The following is a 16,744-nucleotide window of genomic DNA, read 5'->3' on the forward strand; positions in this document are numbered from 1 at the left end:
CTATGTGTGGCATATACGGCGTAACATTAAATAAATACACTGAAAATCAAATTCAATTAAAACTCGAACGTACTAAATTTCGAGGACCAGACAAGCTTGATTATAAATTTTTAGGAGAGAATAACCATATTGTTCTAGGGCATAATAGACTTTCTATTATAGATTTAGATGAACGATCAAACCAGCCGTTTACCTATGACAATCGAATAAATATTGTTTTTAACGGTGAAATATATAATTTCAAAATTTTAAAATCTGAATTAGAACAAAAAGGTTATACTTTTAGAACAACCAGTGATACCGAAGTAATATGCGCTGCATATTTAGAGTATGGTGAAGCTTTTGTAAGCAAACTCAATGGCATGTTTGCCTTTGTTATTTATGACCAAGCCAAAGACTTACTATTTGCTGCACGTGACAGAATGGGGCAAAAACCATTTTACTACCACTATAATGGTGAATCGTTTGAATTTGCCAGTCAACTATCCTCTATTCAATTATTCAATACTAACCTATCAATATCAAGTAAGGCCATAAGCTATTATTTGACTTGGGGATTTGTACCTGATCCCTATTCTATTTTTAACGAAGTAAGCAAGCTTGAACCTGGTAATTCACTTCGATTTGATTTATCTAAAAAAAAGTTAGAAATAAACCAATATTGGGATATTGATTATAACGGACGGAATGTATTTAACGGCACCTATAAAGAAGCTAAAACTGAATTAACCGAAATTTTAAAAGATTCCGTTTCAAAGCGTTTATTTGCAGATGTTCCTGTAGGTGTGTTTCTGTCAGGCGGTATTGATTCCTCATTAGTCGCTGCATTAGCAACAAAAGCAACAGAAAGTAAAGTAAAAACTTTTTCCGTTAAGTTTAATGAAAAAGGGTTTGACGAAAGTGTTTATGCCCAAAAGGTAGCAGACCATTTAAAAACTGACCATCATGTCATTCAGTGTAATTATGATGAAGGTTTAGATTTAATTGAAAATTTTGATTATTACTACGATGAGCCTTTTGCTGATTCGTCTGCTATTCCATCTATGTTGCTTTCAAAATATACAAGAGAGAAAGTAACTGTTGCTCTGTCCGGCGATGCTGGTGATGAAAGCTTTATAGGCTATCATCGTTACCATTGGATGAAACAAGTGAGTCCTATTTATAAAATGCCTTCCGCATTGCGGAATATTGGATCAAGTGTATTAAGTAAAATGCCATATTATAAGCTTAAAACCATTGCAAAAGGCTTACAATATGAATCATTGGAACGTTTATACTTAGCTTCCGTAACTGGAGTAGATTTATCATGGCTTAACACCAAACATGATTCTCTAAATATAAAGGAACTCAAGTATTTGAACCACAATAACAAAAACGTCTACGAAAGAATGTCCGATTTTGATTTAAAAACCTATTTAAATTGTGACATAAACACTAAAGTTGATAGAGCATCTATGGCTTTTTCCCTAGAAGCAAGAGCTCCACTTATGGATTATCGTGTTGTCGAGTTTGCAAGAGCACTACCAACCCGTTATAAATACTCTGGAAACAATCAAAAGCGTATTCTTAAAGATATTCTTTATGACTTTGTACCAAAAGAGTTTTTTAACCGACCGAAAGCAGGCTTTACCATGCCGTTTTCAGATTGGTTTAGAAATGAATTAAAGGATTTAGTATTGGATGAACTCAATGATTCAAGTTTAAATCAAATTCCAAACATCAATGTAGATGAAGTAAAACTTCGTATTAAACAGCACATGGATGGTAGCTGGAATCGCTATCCATTAATTTGGAAATTACTTGTTTTAAAGCAATGGTTAAATAAAAATGGCAAAGAATATGTTATCAAATAATGCATAGTAGACAGGTCCATATTGTTTTTGTTTTACCTTCTTTGGCTGCTGGCGGAGCTGAACGTATATTATCGTATGTTGCTTCACATCTAGACCAATCAATTTTTAATGCCACCCTAGTAATTACTGGTTATGAAAAGGACACTGTGTATTCAGTTGAGAACCTAAATGTTGTGTACTTAAATAAACCTAGAGTTTTAAAGGCATTTGGAAGTTTGTTCAATTATTTAAAGAAAGAAAAACCAGATATTGTTGTGAGTTCAATAGTGCACTTAAACACCATGATGGCCTTTATGTCTCCTCTTTTTTGGAACACAAAATTTGTAGCCAGAGAAGCTAATGTCTTAAGCGTTTTAAATAAGCACAATCCATATACAAAATCTATTTTCCCAAAGTTTATGATAGTGCTCGCATATAAACTTGTTGATTGTATTATTTGTCAATCTAAAGATATGAGAGATGATATGATTAATAATTATAGCGTTAAAGCATCTAAAACAGTATTAATCAACAATCCCATTACAAACTCATTTAAAACTAAATCTGAAAGTCAAGAAAAAACAAGTCCCATCAAATTTATTACCATTGGTAGATTAAGCAAGGAAAAAGGACATATTAGAATAATTGATGCATTATCAAAACTGAATTACCCGTTTCAGTATACAATTATCGGGAAGGGACCTGAAAAAGAAGCCATTTTTGATTATATCAATCAGAAAAAACTGATTGATTCCATTCAATATATAGAATATACAAATGAGGTTGAGCACTATCTAGCTGATAGTGATTTGTTTTTACAAGGTTCGTATTCTGAAGGCTTTCCAAATGTACTAATTGAGAGTTCTGTAATTGGCACTCCAATTTTAGCCTATGATGGTGTTGGTGGATTGGATGAGATTATTGAGGTTGGCAAAAACGGATATATCGCTAATTCGCTTGAAGAGTTTGTAAGTTATCTAAATGCTATCCATGATGATTTCCCCTTTAACCCACTTATAGTGAGTCAAGTGGTTAAAAGCAAATTCAGTAGTTCAAAAATCATGGCTGAATACACTAATTTATTTTTAAATTTAACCAAACAGAATTAATGTCTCAAAAAAGAAAAATAGCTCTATTTGTATCAGCCATTGGGTTTGGAGGTGCAGAAAAAGTGGTTAGCCTATTGTTGGATGAGCTTACAAAATACTTTGATGTAACTCTAATTCTGCTTTATGATGAAATTAAATTACCCCTAAACAAAAATGCCAAAATCGTAATTTTATCAAAACCAGGAAGCACATTTAAAACGAATATTTTTGCACGACTATATGATAACTTTAAGTTTATTTTCAAATATCAAAAGGCTCTAAAAGAACACAATATTGAAGTGGCTGTTTCTTTTTTAGTCAGACAGAATATTATGAATGGTATTGCTAAAATGAACAACAAAAAGTTGAAGACCATTATTAGTGAACGCTGTTTTCCTTCAATAATGTATAGCGACCAAAAAGCAACGTCATTTTTAACAAAATTACTTATACCCTTCTTTTATAATAAAAATGATAAATTGTTTTCGAACTCAATCTACATAAATAACGATTTGATTTCCAATTATAACATCAAGATAGATACATCGGTAATATATAATCCCATTTTAACCAAAAACAGAAAACCAAAATTAAAATCGTATAAAAATTTGGAAGACGTTTTTAATGTGGTTACCGTTGGTCGATTAATTCCAGTCAAAAACCAAAAGAGTATCATTGAAGCTATTAAATTACTCCCAAGTAATTTTGTTCTAGATATTTATGGAGATGGTGAGTTGCATGATGATTTAAATTTGTTATCTAAAGAGTTAGACATTCAAGACCGCATTCATTTTAACGGTAATGTTAATAATGTGAAATCCCATATAGTTGAAAAGCATTGCTTTGTATTGAGTTCAATTACTGAAGGTTTTCCTAATGTAGTATTAGAAGCTATGTCTGTTGGTTTACCAGTTATTTGTACCAATTGCATGTCCGGACCTTTGGAATTGCTTAACGATAATGAAAAAGTAAACATCCTATCTGGTTCATTTGTAAAAGCTAAATACGGGCTTCTCGTAAATGTTGATGATACGGTTGGTTTATCTCAAGCCATAAAATATATGCAAAATAATATTGAAGAACGTAACATGTATAGCAAGTTGAGTTTTGAAAGAGCTAAAACCTACGATGTATCGAATATTGGTATTCATGTTAAAAACCTAATAGATAGTTTATAAATTCTATGTGTGGTATTAATGGCATAATAAGTCAAAATCAGGATAAGCAAAATATTGCGACTTCGCTAACCAAAATGAATGATTTAATTATTCATCGTGGTCCAGATGATGATGGTATGGTTACCCATGTACAAAATAATAGTACAATCGGCATGGCAATGCGACGACTATCTATAATTGATTTAAACTCGGGTAAACAGCCTATTTATAATGACGATAAATCTATTGTAATAGTATTTAATGGTGAAATTTACAACTACAAAGAACTACGCAATCAATTGATGAATGAAGGCGTGCAATTTAAAACCCAAAGTGATACCGAAGTTATTCTGAAGCTCTATATAAAACATGGTACAGAATCATTTAGATTACTAGATGGCATGTATGCCTTTAGTATACTGGATACAAATATAAATAAGGTATTTATTGCTCGAGATTTTTTTGGTGAAAAACCCTTATACTATTATTCAAAGAACGATGAATTTTATTGGGCTTCTGAATTAAAATCAATTATTCAAGGCTTAAATTATAAACCTAAAATATCCATAACAGGTTTAAACTTATTCTTCAAACTAACATACATACCAGCGCCTTATACGATATATGATAATATTTACAAGTTAGAAGCCAATCATTTTATTTCATTCGATTTAAATTCGCATTATTACAAAACATCTGAAATTCACAAGCTACAATCGGAATCATCAGATATGACATTTGATGCTGCTAAATCTAAACTAAACAAGCTTGTTTTAAACAGTATAGAAAGCCGGTCTGTAAGTGATGTACCTATTGGAACTTTCCTCTCTGGAGGAGTCGATTCATCTATAGTAAGTCTTGGTCTTTCGAAATTATCGTCTCAAAAAATTGACACCTTCTCTATTGGCTTTAATAAAAAATCATTTGATGAAACCGATAAATCCAAGTTAGTGGCCAATCTTATTGGAAGCAACCATCATGAATTTATTATATCAGAAAAAGATATTGAATCACATATTACAGATATACTTCTAAACTTTGATGAACCATTTGCTGATTCATCGGCATTACCTACTTATTTGGTTTCTAAAAAAACTAGCGATTTTGTTAAAGTAGCTTTAACTGGTGATGGTGGTGACGAAGTGTTTGGTGGTTATAATAAATATTATATGGGTAAACTTAATACGAGTTATACCAAATGGGTCCCTGAATTTGTGCATAAAGCCTTTAAGCCGTTAGCCAATTCATTGTTAGTGACACATGATGACAACCGTGGCAAGCGCTTTAAAGCTAAAAAGTTTATTAATGCCATAGATTATAAAGGCGATAATTATTGGAACATTATATCGTTGGGATTTGACGGTGAATTGTCTCAACTTATTAATTCTAAATTTCATATTAATAACCCGTTTCAATACTTTAAGTCAAACTTGCCTAAAGCCATAACTTTACATGATTTTCGTGAAATTGATAGGCATATTAGCCTAGAAGGCGATATGCTTGTTAAAGTAGACAGAACGAGCATGCTTAACTCGTTGGAGTGTCGTGCTCCTTTTTTAAACAAATCATTATGGGAATTTTCAAATAGTTTACCCGAATCGTTTTTGCTAAATGGCTGGAGCAAAAAACATCTTTTAAAGGAAGCTTTTAAACATGAATTCCCTGAAGGTTTTCTTGATAAATCTAAAAAAGGATTCATTGTTCCAGTTGGCGACTGGCTTCGCTCAATATTAAAAAAAGAACTACAAAGTTACACAGAAACGGTTTTTTTAGAATTGCAAGGCATTTTCAATACAGATTATATTCAGAAAATAGTTAATGAACATATAACTGGGAAATTAGATAACAGTTATAAAGTATGGACATTCTTCACATTCCAAAAGTGGTATAAAAATACGTATCTTAACGAATAAGTTTACTTAAATCTATTTTGGAGCCTAGCTCCAAATCCCAAGATTCGGGATAGATACGCTCACAACCACCACCATGGTGGAATGTAATTTCACCAAAATAGATGGCTCCATCAACATTATACAAGTCGATTCTAACATATTCAAATGGCTTGGCCAATTGTTCAGCCAATTCCATCATTAACTGAAAATTTGCTGGCTTATCAATATCAGAGCCATTTGGCCAAAGCGGCTTGTTATTTTTCCATTGCGACCACGTAAATGGCATTAAATTCCAGTTACGGTCATAAAAATTACGCCTATGGTCAGAAAACCTATCTAAATCAACTTGAATGGTTTCTACCCTACCATTAAAACAATGAAATTTATAATCAAATGGCAACTCGCCTTTTTCGTCTTTCAGCAATTTTTCTGCTAAAAAAGCTGGAACAATATTTTTGTACTGCCACTCTTTACTCTCTAAATAATAATTTTGCTTTAGTAGTTTTTTTATTTTTTTTCTAATCAAATTCCAATCAACTGACTGCGAATCTAAAACTATAAAACCTCCTGAACTATTGTGATTGGTTTTTATAATATAAGGTTTGTCGTTGGGAAAATTTTCTGGTTTTAGGTTATTAATATTAGAGCTGTGGTAATAAAGCGGAATTAAATATTTAGAACCAATAACACGCTCTACATAACTTCTAACCAGTAATTTATCTGCGCATTTTGTATGCAAATCTGTACGATCATGCAGTTTTAACCAAAGTATTTTTTCATTTAATGTTTTAGGGTTATCTAAATCTGGTAATCTTTTAAAACTAGCTTTATACTGGTTAATTACATACTTTTTTTCATCCATGAAATGGATTTTAAAATACTTTCGCATTTCAAAAAAAGCATTAATGATTGTTTTTCCAAGAGAAGTATTACGGTATAAATACTTAACTACCTTCAGCATTCTTTAATAATTTAACTGATTGTAAATTAAAACAAATTTTCATAAAACGCTTAACTTATAATATATTAGTCTAAATTTTATTTATGGCTAAAAAAATTTGTTTTGTTGGTGGTGAAGATGTACACAAACGCATACCCTTATCAAAACATTTGATTCAGGCAGGGTATCAGGTAACCATAATTGGAACCAGCATCGAGCAATTCCCATCATCTATTACTTATTGCACTTATAATTTAGTTAGGCACTTCTCTCCTATTTCAGATTATAAAACCATAAAATGGTTGCAAAATTATTTTAATAAAAATCCGTTTGACATCATTCATACTTTTGACACTAAACCAGCCTTTTTAGTGCCTTTAGCACTTAAAAATAATAATGTACCCATAACTAGAACCATTACTGGATTAGGAACATTGTTTATGTCTAACAGTCTATCGAGTTCCGTATTAAGACTTGTGTATAAATTACTTCACAAAAAAGTAAAAAACCGTGTTTTTAAAACTGTTTTTCAAAATTTAGATGATCATGAGTTATATTTAAAAAACAACCTTGTAAAAAAGGAAAACTGCGAATTAATTTATAGCAGTGGCATAGATTTAACTAAATTTAAAGTTAAGGCAATAAGAAAGCAAAACCCCTTTACTTTTATATGTGTAGCCAGATTGGTTTACGAAAAAGGCATAATAAATTATCTTGAAGCTGCAAAAATTTGTATTGACAAAAATTTTGATTTCAAATTTCTATTAGTAGGACCTTTAGAAGAAGATTCTAAAAAATTAAATAAACAGATATTAGATTCATACAACGATATTGTTAGTGTTTTAGGAGCCCGAACTGATATTGTAGAATTACTTCTAAAATCTGATGCCTTTGTATTACCTACCTTTCGAGAAGGCTTTTCTAGAGTACTTCTTGAAGCTGCAGCTGTTGGGCTTCCTATTGTATCGACAAATGTAACTGGTGTAAGAGACTTTGTTACACATCAAAAAGATGCGCTTTTAGTCGAAGCACAAGATTCTCAAGCTCTTGCAGAATGCATGATTGAAATTGCAACTAATGCGATATTATCTGAACAATTAGTTGAAAATGCATTAAAAAAGGTTGAAACGTATAGTATCGAGAATGTATCTAAACAATATATAGCTATCTTTGATGATGCTATTAATTAGATAAAAAAATGAAAATTCCTTTTTCGCCTCCCTATATAAATGATGCTGTAATTAACGAAGTGACTGATGCTTTAAAGTCAGGATGGATCACAACTGGCCCTAAAGTAAAAAGACTTGAGGAGCTAGTTTGCGAATATATTGGAGTTCCAAATTCATTATGTGTAAACTCTGCTACTTCCGGATTAATTTTAGCTTTAAAGTGGTATGGTATTGGACCTGGTGATGAAGTTATTATTCCCGCATATACCTATGCAGCTACAGCACTTGCAGTTGTTCATGTTGGCGCTACACCTGTCATGGTTGATGTTAATGATGATTTTAATATTTCGGTTTCAGCAATTGAAAATGCTATTACTAAAAAAACCAAAGCTATTATTCCAGTTGACATTGCTGGGTGGCCTTGTGATTACGATGACATTATCGCACTAGCGAAACAAAAAAGTAATCTTTTTACTCCGCAAAATAATAACCAAAAAAAGCTAAATAGAATATTGGTTTTATCAGATTCTGCACATGCTATAGGAGCAAAATATAAAGAAAAATATGTTGGAACAACTTCAGATATATGCGTATTTTCATTTCATGCGGTAAAAAATGTAACAACTGCAGAAGGCGGTGTTGTATGCTTAAATCTGCCAAAGGATGCTTTCAGCAACAATGATGAGTATGCCTATTTGCGTTGTTATGCATTAAATGGGCAAACCAAAGATGCTTTTACAAAATCTAAAGCTGGTGGTTGGAAATACGATATTATTTATCCTGGATTAAAAATTAATATGCCTGATGTTTTGGCGGCTATTGGCTTGGCACAGCTACCGGACTATTTTGAATTTATTCTAAAAAAGCGCGCTAAAATTTATACGTTTTATCAAACTTTCTTTGAATCAAAAGCTTGGGCCATTATTCCACCTTATAAAAACCAAGATAAACTTTCATCTTGTCATTTATATGCTTTACGAATTAACGGAATTACTGAAGAGCAACGTGATAGTATAATTAATACGGTTTCTCAAAAAGGCGTAGCTGTAAATGTTCATTTCCAACCCTTACCACTTTTGAGTCTTTTTAAGGATATGGGCTTTTCTATAACCGATTATCCCAATGCGTATAAAAATTACAAATGCGAAATATCACTACCTATTTATCCACAACTAACTGATGATGAGTTACACTATATAGTAGACACTATTGAAAGTGCAGTATTAGCTCAATTATGATAAAACGTTTATTTGATATCATTTTTTCTGCTTTAGGTTTAATATTATTATTACCTTTACTCCTGCTAATAGCAATTCTCCTAAAATTAGAATCCAAAGGGCCTGTTTTCTACAAACAAGTTCGAGTTGGGCATAATAGCACAGATTTTAAAATATTTAAGTTTAGAACCATGTTTGTAGGTTCAGACAAGAAAGGCTTGTTGACTGTTGGAGATAGAGATCCCAGAGTTACAAAAACAGGCTATTTTTTAAGAAAATACAAGCTAGATGAACTTCCACAGTTAATAAATGTTATTATTGGGAATATGAGTTTTGTTGGACCTAGACCAGAAGTAAGGAAATACGTGAGTTTATATTCTAAATCTGATTTAGAAATACTAACTGTAAAACCTGGCATTACGGATTATGCATCTATTGTTTTTAGAGACGAAGCCGAATTATTGAAAACAGCTAAAAAACCTGAAGAATTATATATTAATGAAATAATGCCAAGAAAGATAGCCTTGAATAAGCAGTATATAGATAATCATAGTATTCTAGTAGATATTAGAATTATTTTTAAAACCATTAAAACAATTATTAGTTAATGCCCACCGAAAATGGATATTTATTAATTTCTTTAGACTTCGAATTATTTTGGGGAGTAAGAGATGTTAAAACAAAATCTGTTTACAAAGAAAATTTATTAAATGTTCAAAAAGTTATTCCAAGGCTTTTAGAATTAGCTGATAAATATGATGTAAAATTAAGTTTTGCAACAATTGGTTTTTTGTTCGCCAAGAATAAAGCGGAGCTATTAAGCTTTGCTCCTAGTCTTAAGCCTACCTATCAAAACACCATTTTTAATCCATACAGTTATATTGAAAGCTTTGAAGAGGAAGAAAATTTTAAACAATACCACTATGCTCCCAACTTAATAGATTTAATTAACTCCAATAAAAACCACGAAATAGCCACACATACTTTTAGCCATTTTTACGTTAATGAAACTGGACAAACCATCGAGCAATTTGAAAGTGATTTATTGGCGGCAATAGCTATTGCAAAACAAAAAGACATTACATTTAAAAGTATTGTATTTCCAAGAAATCAAATTAATGAAGATTACTTAAGTGTTTGCTTTAAACATGGTATAACCAATTACAGGGGAACAGAAAATCATTGGATGTTTGATACGACAGATACAAATAGGCTTGAGCGTCCATCCCATAAAATGTTTCGTTTGATGGATGCTTATTTTAATTTATCGGGTTACAACACCTACCCTTTGTCAAGTATAAAATACATACACGGTGTTTTAAACATCCCATCAAGCAAATTTTTCAGACCGTATTCCAAGCCATTAAAAGTTCTAGAGCCACGAAGAATTAATAGAGTAAAAAAAGGCTTAACGTATGCCGCAAAACATAACGAAATATATCATATGTGGTGGCATCCACATAATTTTGGAGCTAACATTGAAGAAAACTTCAATAATTTAGAAGCCATTTTCAAACACTTTATGACCTTAAAAAAAGATTACCGTTTTAATAGTCTAACCATGTCTGAATTAGCATCGATTGTTAATACTAAATAATCTCTATAGCATAACTAGAAGCTTTTCCAACCACATAATAAGTTGGTTCACTATCTCCCAACTTGTAAACCTTTAAATTTTTAAAAGGCTCTGGTTTTTTAAAAAGGCCGTCATAAATTATTCGATTAAGAAAAGGATACTTAATACATTCTTCTTCTATATTAACCTGCAATAAATTATCAATACCATCTAGGTTATTAATAGACTTTAGCTCAAACTGTCGCTTATTGCTTGGGCAAACTATTAGATGCTTAAGCTTAAACTTCAATTTAACTAAAAACAAATTAAAATTCTTATCCCTTAAATACTGTTTAAAATTAAAAAAGCAAGCCAACAATTTGGCCGTCATACGGCTGGTGAAACTTGAACTATCGTATAAAATATGGCAATTATAGTTGTACTCGCTATTAGTCCATCTATCCTTGTATTTATATGTTCCTTTAGAAAAATCAAAATATCTTAAATTGTTTTGTAAACAAAACTCAATTAATTTACTAATCTCAATATGGCCAACATTGAACTTATAAAAATCTGAATCAAAAGCTTTAATAGCTCCCACTAATGACACGCTTCCTAAAAATGCCAATGACATAGAAACAGGTTTGCCGTTAGCTTTTATGGAAACTAAAATGGCTTTTTCGTCAAGTATCATATTATATATCAATTCGGTGTAAAAAGGCCATTCAGTAATTAAATTGGTATCTAACTTTAGGGTTTCAAAGCGTCTTGTTATGATGTCCTTAAAGTCTTTCATTACATTACTGTAATCTTCTTTTGAAATAAAATCTTTGTAAATATTATATTCAACATCAAAACACGCTTCAAATTTTCTTAAGGCACTTCTAAACTTGTTTCGAGATTTAGTATTGAGTTCTTTTAATAAATAGCTTTCTAGATTTTCAACACCCTCAAAATCGGCTAAATATCCTTTATATTGCTGTATTTCATATAGTTCAATTGGACTGCCCTCAATTGGAGGCTCAATTTTAAAATAACTAGGAACATCATAAATTAATAATGTTTTATTCTTAAAGTCTCTGGCATCATGATCGAGGGCATATGTTATTCCATTAGTAGAATTCCTCCCAACATTTATAAAATATGGTAAAAAAGAATGCTTATAGAACTTTAATCCATCAACATAGTTAAAGGCAACACCTTCTTTATGCCTTGAAAAGTGTTTTAACCACGTTAATTCATATATTTTAGATGTAAATGGATTATTTATCATCTTTAGTTATTTTTAACAAGCTCGTTTCACTCTCAGCAAAATAAGTGCTGTCATTTAATTCGTAAAATTTAAAATTGCTGACTTTTTCTGGGTTCATATATAGATAGTCATACAAAGTTCTTCTCAAGTTATCAAGACCATTTCCATTAATATCAATATGACTTAAAGTATCGGTTTCCATATCTTTATTTTTAAGCTTTTCAATTTGAAATATAGATTTATCTGAACTGGCATTAGTTTTATCTCCAAAAATTTTATGCATCAAACTATGATATTTTGCATTAATCTTCCATTCCCTAAACTTTCTCTTACTATTAAAATAAACAACCATACTATTGGTTAAAGCTCTACTTTTTAAAGATTTAGAATCATACAGTAAGTGATAATACGTGTCATACTCACTATCACTCCAACGCTTTTTGTATTCAAAATTACCTTGGGTATAATCAAACAATCTAATATTGTTTTCAAAACTCCACTCCAGCATTTTTAAAATAGTGGTATGACCTATATTAAACCTGTAAAAATCAATATCAAAGACCGTAAGCGCTTCAATTAAAATATCACCTATGTGATAACTAAATGTAATACCAACAGGTACTTGATTACAATAAATAACAAATAGTGAAGCTTTTTTTTCGTTAATCAAGGTAAGGCCTAGTTCTGTATAATATGACCAAACCTTTGGGTCTAATTCTCCACATGGCTCCCCTTTATCTGTGTAGCGTTTTTCGAATAGCTTGTAAAAGGTCGTAAAAACAGAATGGTAAACAGGTTCTGAAATATCACCATAGTACATAACATATTCTACATTAAAACAGGCCTCTAATCTATTAACGTTTCTTCTTAATTTGGATCTGGTATTGGATTTGTATATGGTTCGTAAATACTCATCCAAAGAATTATAATCACTAATTTTTGTTGTATAACCCTTATACTGAAATATTGGCTTAAGTCTTAAATTCCCTAACCCTAAATCTTCAATCTTATGATACGAAGGCACATCACGTATTAAGAGTGTTTTGTTTCTATAATCAATAGCTCTATCTGACAAACTATAAAAATTACCATTGGTAAGCTTGTTGCCTACATTATAATAAATTGGCAATGTATTATGCTTAGCAAATAAAATTTGATTTAAAAAATCAAATTTCAAGGCTTTCTTTGATTGGTTAAAATGCTTTGACCATATCTTCTCAAAAGATGGTGTGGCAAATGGATTTTGAATCATTTTTTAGCATTTTATTGTTAAAATTAGTCTTTTAAAACAACATATTTTAGAGGAATATATTTTTTTAGTTGTATGTAAAAAAAAACAATATGAACGGTCAGTTTTAAGATACATTTCTGCAATATTTCTTTTTTGTATATTTACTTATTGTATTCGGTTAAAACATTTTACTTCCCTTAATAATAGAAATATCAGCTAATAATAGCTTTTTATCACGATTTAGAATTTAATTTTGAACGATTAAATGTGTATAAAAAACGATTAAATCAATACATTTAAACATTGAAAATCAAAAAACGTAGAAATTAGTTATTTATCGTATTTATTTGAACAAGACTATTTAAACTTTGATATTTACTATGGCAAAACAGGCTTCAAACATGAATTCAAAAATATATTTGTCTGCTCCGCACATGAGTGGATATGAGCAAGAATTCATAAACGAAGCTTTTAAAACCAATTGGGTAGCTCCTGTAGGTCCTAATGTTAATGGGTTTGAAAGTGATTTGGAAAACTATTTAAAATCAAGTTCTTATGCCACCGCGTTAAGCTCTGGGACAGCTGCCATACATTTGGCTTTAGTTTTGCTCGATGTTGGTAAGAACGATGAGGTTATCTGTCAAACAAAAACGTTTGTAGCTTCTGTAAATCCAGTTAATTACGTAGGAGCTAAACCAATTTTTATTGATAGTGAGACTGAAACATGGAATATGTGTCCTGATTTGTTGGAAAAAGCATTACAAGACCGAATAAAACAAGGTAAGAAACCAAAAGCTATTATTGCTATTAATTTATATGGCATGCCATACAATGTTAAACGCATACACACTATTGCTAAAGACTATAACATTCCTGTTATAGAGGATAGTGCTGAAGCTTTAGGTAGTTCATATAACAATCAGCCATGTGGTACTTTTGGGGATTATTCGGTTTTATCTTTTAATGGAAACAAGATAATTACTACTTCAGGTGGCGGTGCCTTAATATCTAGAGACCAAACCAATAAGGAAAAAGCCATTTTTCTTGCTACTCAAGCTAAAGAAAGCGGTCTTGATTATAGTCATAAAACCATTGGGTATAATTATCGCATGTCAAATATTATTGCTGGAATTGGTAGAGGCCAAATGAAAGTATTGAATAAACGTATTAGTGCCAGGCGCAAAATTTACAATTATTATTACCAACAACTAAAGCATATCAACTCTATATCATTTTTACAAGAGCCGGAAGATTATTTTTCCAATAGATGGTTAAGCTGTATTCTTTTAGAAACTGAAACTATGCGAAATGACATTATGAATATTCTGAACGAGAATAATATAGAGTCTAGACCCTCTTGGAAACCTATGCATTTACAAGAAATTTACAATAACCATCCTAGTTATATAAATGGTGTTTCTGAAGAATTGTATAAAAAAGGACTTTGTTTACCAAGTGGTTCTGGTTTAACTGAAACCGATTTAGAGCGTATAACATCTATAATAAAAAGTTATTTTGGATAGGCTATATACCATATTAAGAAAGTTATCTAATCGCTATGCGTCTAAATGGCTCGTACTGCTTTTCGATTCATGCATTGTAGCTTTCACTTTCTTTTTAGCCTATTTAATACGGTACAACTTTCAAATTAATTTTGATTTCTTCATGTTTTTAAAGCAAATTCCATTTGTTTTAATAGCAACGGTGGTTAGTTTTCTTATTGTTAGTTCCCATAAAGGAGTTGTTCGTTTTACAGGGTTCAAAGATGTTGTTAATTTAATTATTGGCGTAAACATATTGGCAACCATATTAATTATTTCGACTTTTATGAGTCGAAAGTTTCAATTCAATAACGTTTTTGATATACCTGGATCCATTATATATATTCATTTGTTATTGAATATTTTCTTTTTAATTGGTTCTAAATTCTTTATCAAATCAATTTACAGAAGTCTAGTAACTGATTATAACATAAAAAGCACTGTTCTTATATATGGTGCTGGTGATTCGGGAATGATTACTTATAATGCATTAGTAAATGATGCTAAAAGCACCGCTGAAGTTTTTGGTTTTATAGATGATAACGAAAGAAAAGTTGGTAAAAAAATCAACTTATTAAACGTTTATCATCCATCGAAAATCACAAATGAATTCATAAAAAAACATGGCATTGATGATGTTATTATATCAATTCAAAACATCAACTCTAACAGATTATTGCAGATAACAAGTAGTCTTTTTGCTTTAGGACTAAAAGTGAAAATTGTACCAGCAGTTCAAGAATGGATTGATGGCGACTTGAGTGTTGGGCAGATTAAAGACATTAAAATTGAAGACTTACTAGGAAGAGAACCTATTAACATTGAAAATCCAATTTTAAGTGATGAGTATAATGGAAAAACCATATTAGTTACAGGTGCTGCAGGTTCTATTGGTAGCGAATTGGTTAGAAAATTAAGCTTTTTTAATTTTAAAAAATTAATATTAATAGACAATGCTGAATCGCCACTGTACAATATTCAACAAGAATTAATTAGAAACAACATTAAAAATGTAACTGCCATTGTTAGTGATATTAGAAACAACGTGCGATTGGATAATATTTTTAACACATACAAACCTCAAATAATTTTTCATGCAGCTGCATATAAACACGTTCCATTAATGGAACAAAACCCCTTTGAAGCTGTTAGCGTTAATGTAAGAGGCACAAAAAATATTGTCAACCTTTCAGTTAAATATGGTTCAGATAAATTTATTCTTATTTCAACTGACAAAGCTGTAAACCCAACAAATGTAATGGGAGCAACAAAACGCATTGCTGAAATGATTGTTTGCTGCCAAAAGAATTTAAATAATGTAAAAACGAAATTTATAATAACTCGTTTTGGAAATGTTCTAGGCTCAAATGGTTCGGTAATACCATTATTTAAAAGTCAAATTGAATCTGGTGGCCCTATAACTGTAACGCATAAAGATATTATTCGATATTTTATGACCATACCAGAAGCAAGTCTTTTAGTTTTAGAAGCAGCTGCCATGGGATTAGGACACGAAATATTTGTGTTTGATATGGGCAAGCCCATTAAAATTTTTGATCTCGCTTTAAACATGATTACGCTTTCGGGTCTTAAGTATCCAGAGGATATAGATATTAAAATTATTGGTCTACGACCAGGTGAAAAAATCTATGAGGAATTATTGATTGATGGTGAAAATACCAAGCCTACTTATAACGAGAAAATCATGATAGCCAAATGCAAACCTATTGATATAGAAAACGTTGAAAGAAATATAAAAGAATTATGTTTACTTGGTTCTAACACTCAAAATATAGAAATTGTATCAAAAATTAAAAACATAGTAGAAGAATACAACCCAAATAACTCAACATACGACGTTTTAAACTAA

At 31.0% G+C, this 16,744-nt stretch carries 13 protein-coding genes; 10 read left to right on the forward strand and 3 right to left on the reverse strand.

The annotated features are described in order from the left end of the window. The first annotated feature begins 2 nt into the window (after positions 1-2). Genes asnB (MTX13_RS12905) through asnB (MTX13_RS12920) form a run of 4 tightly spaced genes read left to right on the forward strand, consistent with a single transcriptional unit; the run spans position 3 to position 5,990 of the window. Positions 3-1,853 carry an asparagine synthase (glutamine-hydrolyzing) gene (gene asnB / locus MTX13_RS12905; protein ID WP_250436291.1) on the forward strand — a complete coding sequence of 617 codons (1,851 nt, stop codon included), beginning with the start codon at positions 3-5 and terminating at the stop codon, positions 1,851-1,853. After that, complete coding sequence (locus MTX13_RS12910; RefSeq protein ID WP_250436293.1) at positions 1,853-2,941, forward strand: glycosyltransferase; 1,089 nt, start codon at positions 1,853-1,855, stop codon at positions 2,939-2,941. Before asnB (MTX13_RS12905) ends, MTX13_RS12910 begins: the two co-directional genes overlap by 1 nt. Then, complete coding sequence (locus MTX13_RS12915; protein WP_250436302.1) at positions 2,941-4,098, forward strand: glycosyltransferase; 1,158 nt, start codon at positions 2,941-2,943, stop codon at positions 4,096-4,098. The genes MTX13_RS12910 and MTX13_RS12915 overlap by 1 nt, the downstream gene beginning before the upstream one ends. Positions 4,099-4,103: 5 nt before the next feature. Continuing rightward, positions 4,104-5,990: an asparagine synthase (glutamine-hydrolyzing) gene (gene asnB / locus MTX13_RS12920; protein ID WP_250436305.1), complete on the forward strand. Its 1,887-nt coding sequence runs from the start codon at positions 4,104-4,106 to the stop codon at positions 5,988-5,990. Here asnB (MTX13_RS12920) and MTX13_RS12925 read toward each other — a convergent pair. Further along, positions 5,980-6,930, reverse strand: a complete 951-nt coding sequence (locus MTX13_RS12925; RefSeq protein ID WP_250436306.1) for an ATP-grasp fold amidoligase family protein — start codon at positions 6,928-6,930, stop codon at positions 5,980-5,982. The genes asnB (MTX13_RS12920) and MTX13_RS12925 overlap by 11 nt on opposite strands. 83 nt (positions 6,931-7,013) lie before the next feature. Between MTX13_RS12925 and MTX13_RS12930 the strand changes: the two genes are divergently transcribed. Genes MTX13_RS12930 through MTX13_RS12945 form a run of 4 tightly spaced genes read left to right on the forward strand, consistent with a single transcriptional unit; the run spans position 7,014 to position 10,892 of the window. Continuing rightward, on the forward strand, positions 7,014-8,099 hold the full coding sequence (locus MTX13_RS12930; RefSeq protein WP_250436308.1) for a glycosyltransferase: 1,086 nt from the start codon (positions 7,014-7,016) through the stop codon (positions 8,097-8,099). Between the two features lie 8 nt (positions 8,100-8,107). Further along, positions 8,108-9,316: a DegT/DnrJ/EryC1/StrS family aminotransferase gene (locus tag MTX13_RS12935; protein WP_250436310.1), complete on the forward strand. Its 1,209-nt coding sequence runs from the start codon at positions 8,108-8,110 to the stop codon at positions 9,314-9,316. Continuing rightward, the gene (locus tag MTX13_RS12940) at positions 9,313-9,903 is read left to right on the forward strand and encodes a sugar transferase (RefSeq protein ID WP_250436312.1); all 591 of its coding nucleotides are present in this window, start codon (positions 9,313-9,315) and stop codon (positions 9,901-9,903) included. Before MTX13_RS12935 ends, MTX13_RS12940 begins: the two co-directional genes overlap by 4 nt. Then, on the forward strand, positions 9,903-10,892 hold the full coding sequence (locus tag MTX13_RS12945) for a polysaccharide deacetylase family protein (RefSeq protein ID WP_250436326.1): 990 nt from the start codon (positions 9,903-9,905) through the stop codon (positions 10,890-10,892). Before MTX13_RS12940 ends, MTX13_RS12945 begins: the two co-directional genes overlap by 1 nt. Here the strand turns inward: MTX13_RS12945 and MTX13_RS12950 are convergent. Then, positions 10,885-12,123 (reverse strand): GNAT family N-acetyltransferase, encoded by a 1,239-nt coding sequence (locus MTX13_RS12950; protein WP_250436334.1) that lies wholly within the window; start codon positions 12,121-12,123, stop codon positions 10,885-10,887. The genes MTX13_RS12945 and MTX13_RS12950 overlap by 8 nt on opposite strands. Continuing rightward, complete coding sequence (locus MTX13_RS12955) at positions 12,113-13,354, reverse strand: GNAT family N-acetyltransferase (RefSeq protein WP_250436336.1); 1,242 nt, start codon at positions 13,352-13,354, stop codon at positions 12,113-12,115. The genes MTX13_RS12950 and MTX13_RS12955 overlap by 11 nt, the downstream gene beginning before the upstream one ends. A 380-nt stretch (positions 13,355-13,734) precedes the next feature. On the opposite strand from MTX13_RS12955, the gene MTX13_RS12960 reads away from it, so the two are divergent. Both MTX13_RS12960 and MTX13_RS12965 read left to right on the forward strand, forming a co-directional pair. Then, positions 13,735-14,856 (forward strand): DegT/DnrJ/EryC1/StrS family aminotransferase, encoded by a 1,122-nt coding sequence (locus tag MTX13_RS12960; protein ID WP_250436337.1) that lies wholly within the window; start codon positions 13,735-13,737, stop codon positions 14,854-14,856. A gap of 142 nt (positions 14,857-14,998) precedes the next feature. Continuing rightward, on the forward strand, positions 14,999-16,744 hold the full coding sequence (locus MTX13_RS12965; protein ID WP_250436339.1) for a polysaccharide biosynthesis protein: 1,746 nt from the start codon (positions 14,999-15,001) through the stop codon (positions 16,742-16,744).

Source organism: Hanstruepera flava (assembly GCF_023634025.1).
Classification (GTDB): domain Bacteria; phylum Bacteroidota; class Bacteroidia; order Flavobacteriales; family Flavobacteriaceae; genus Hanstruepera; species Hanstruepera flava.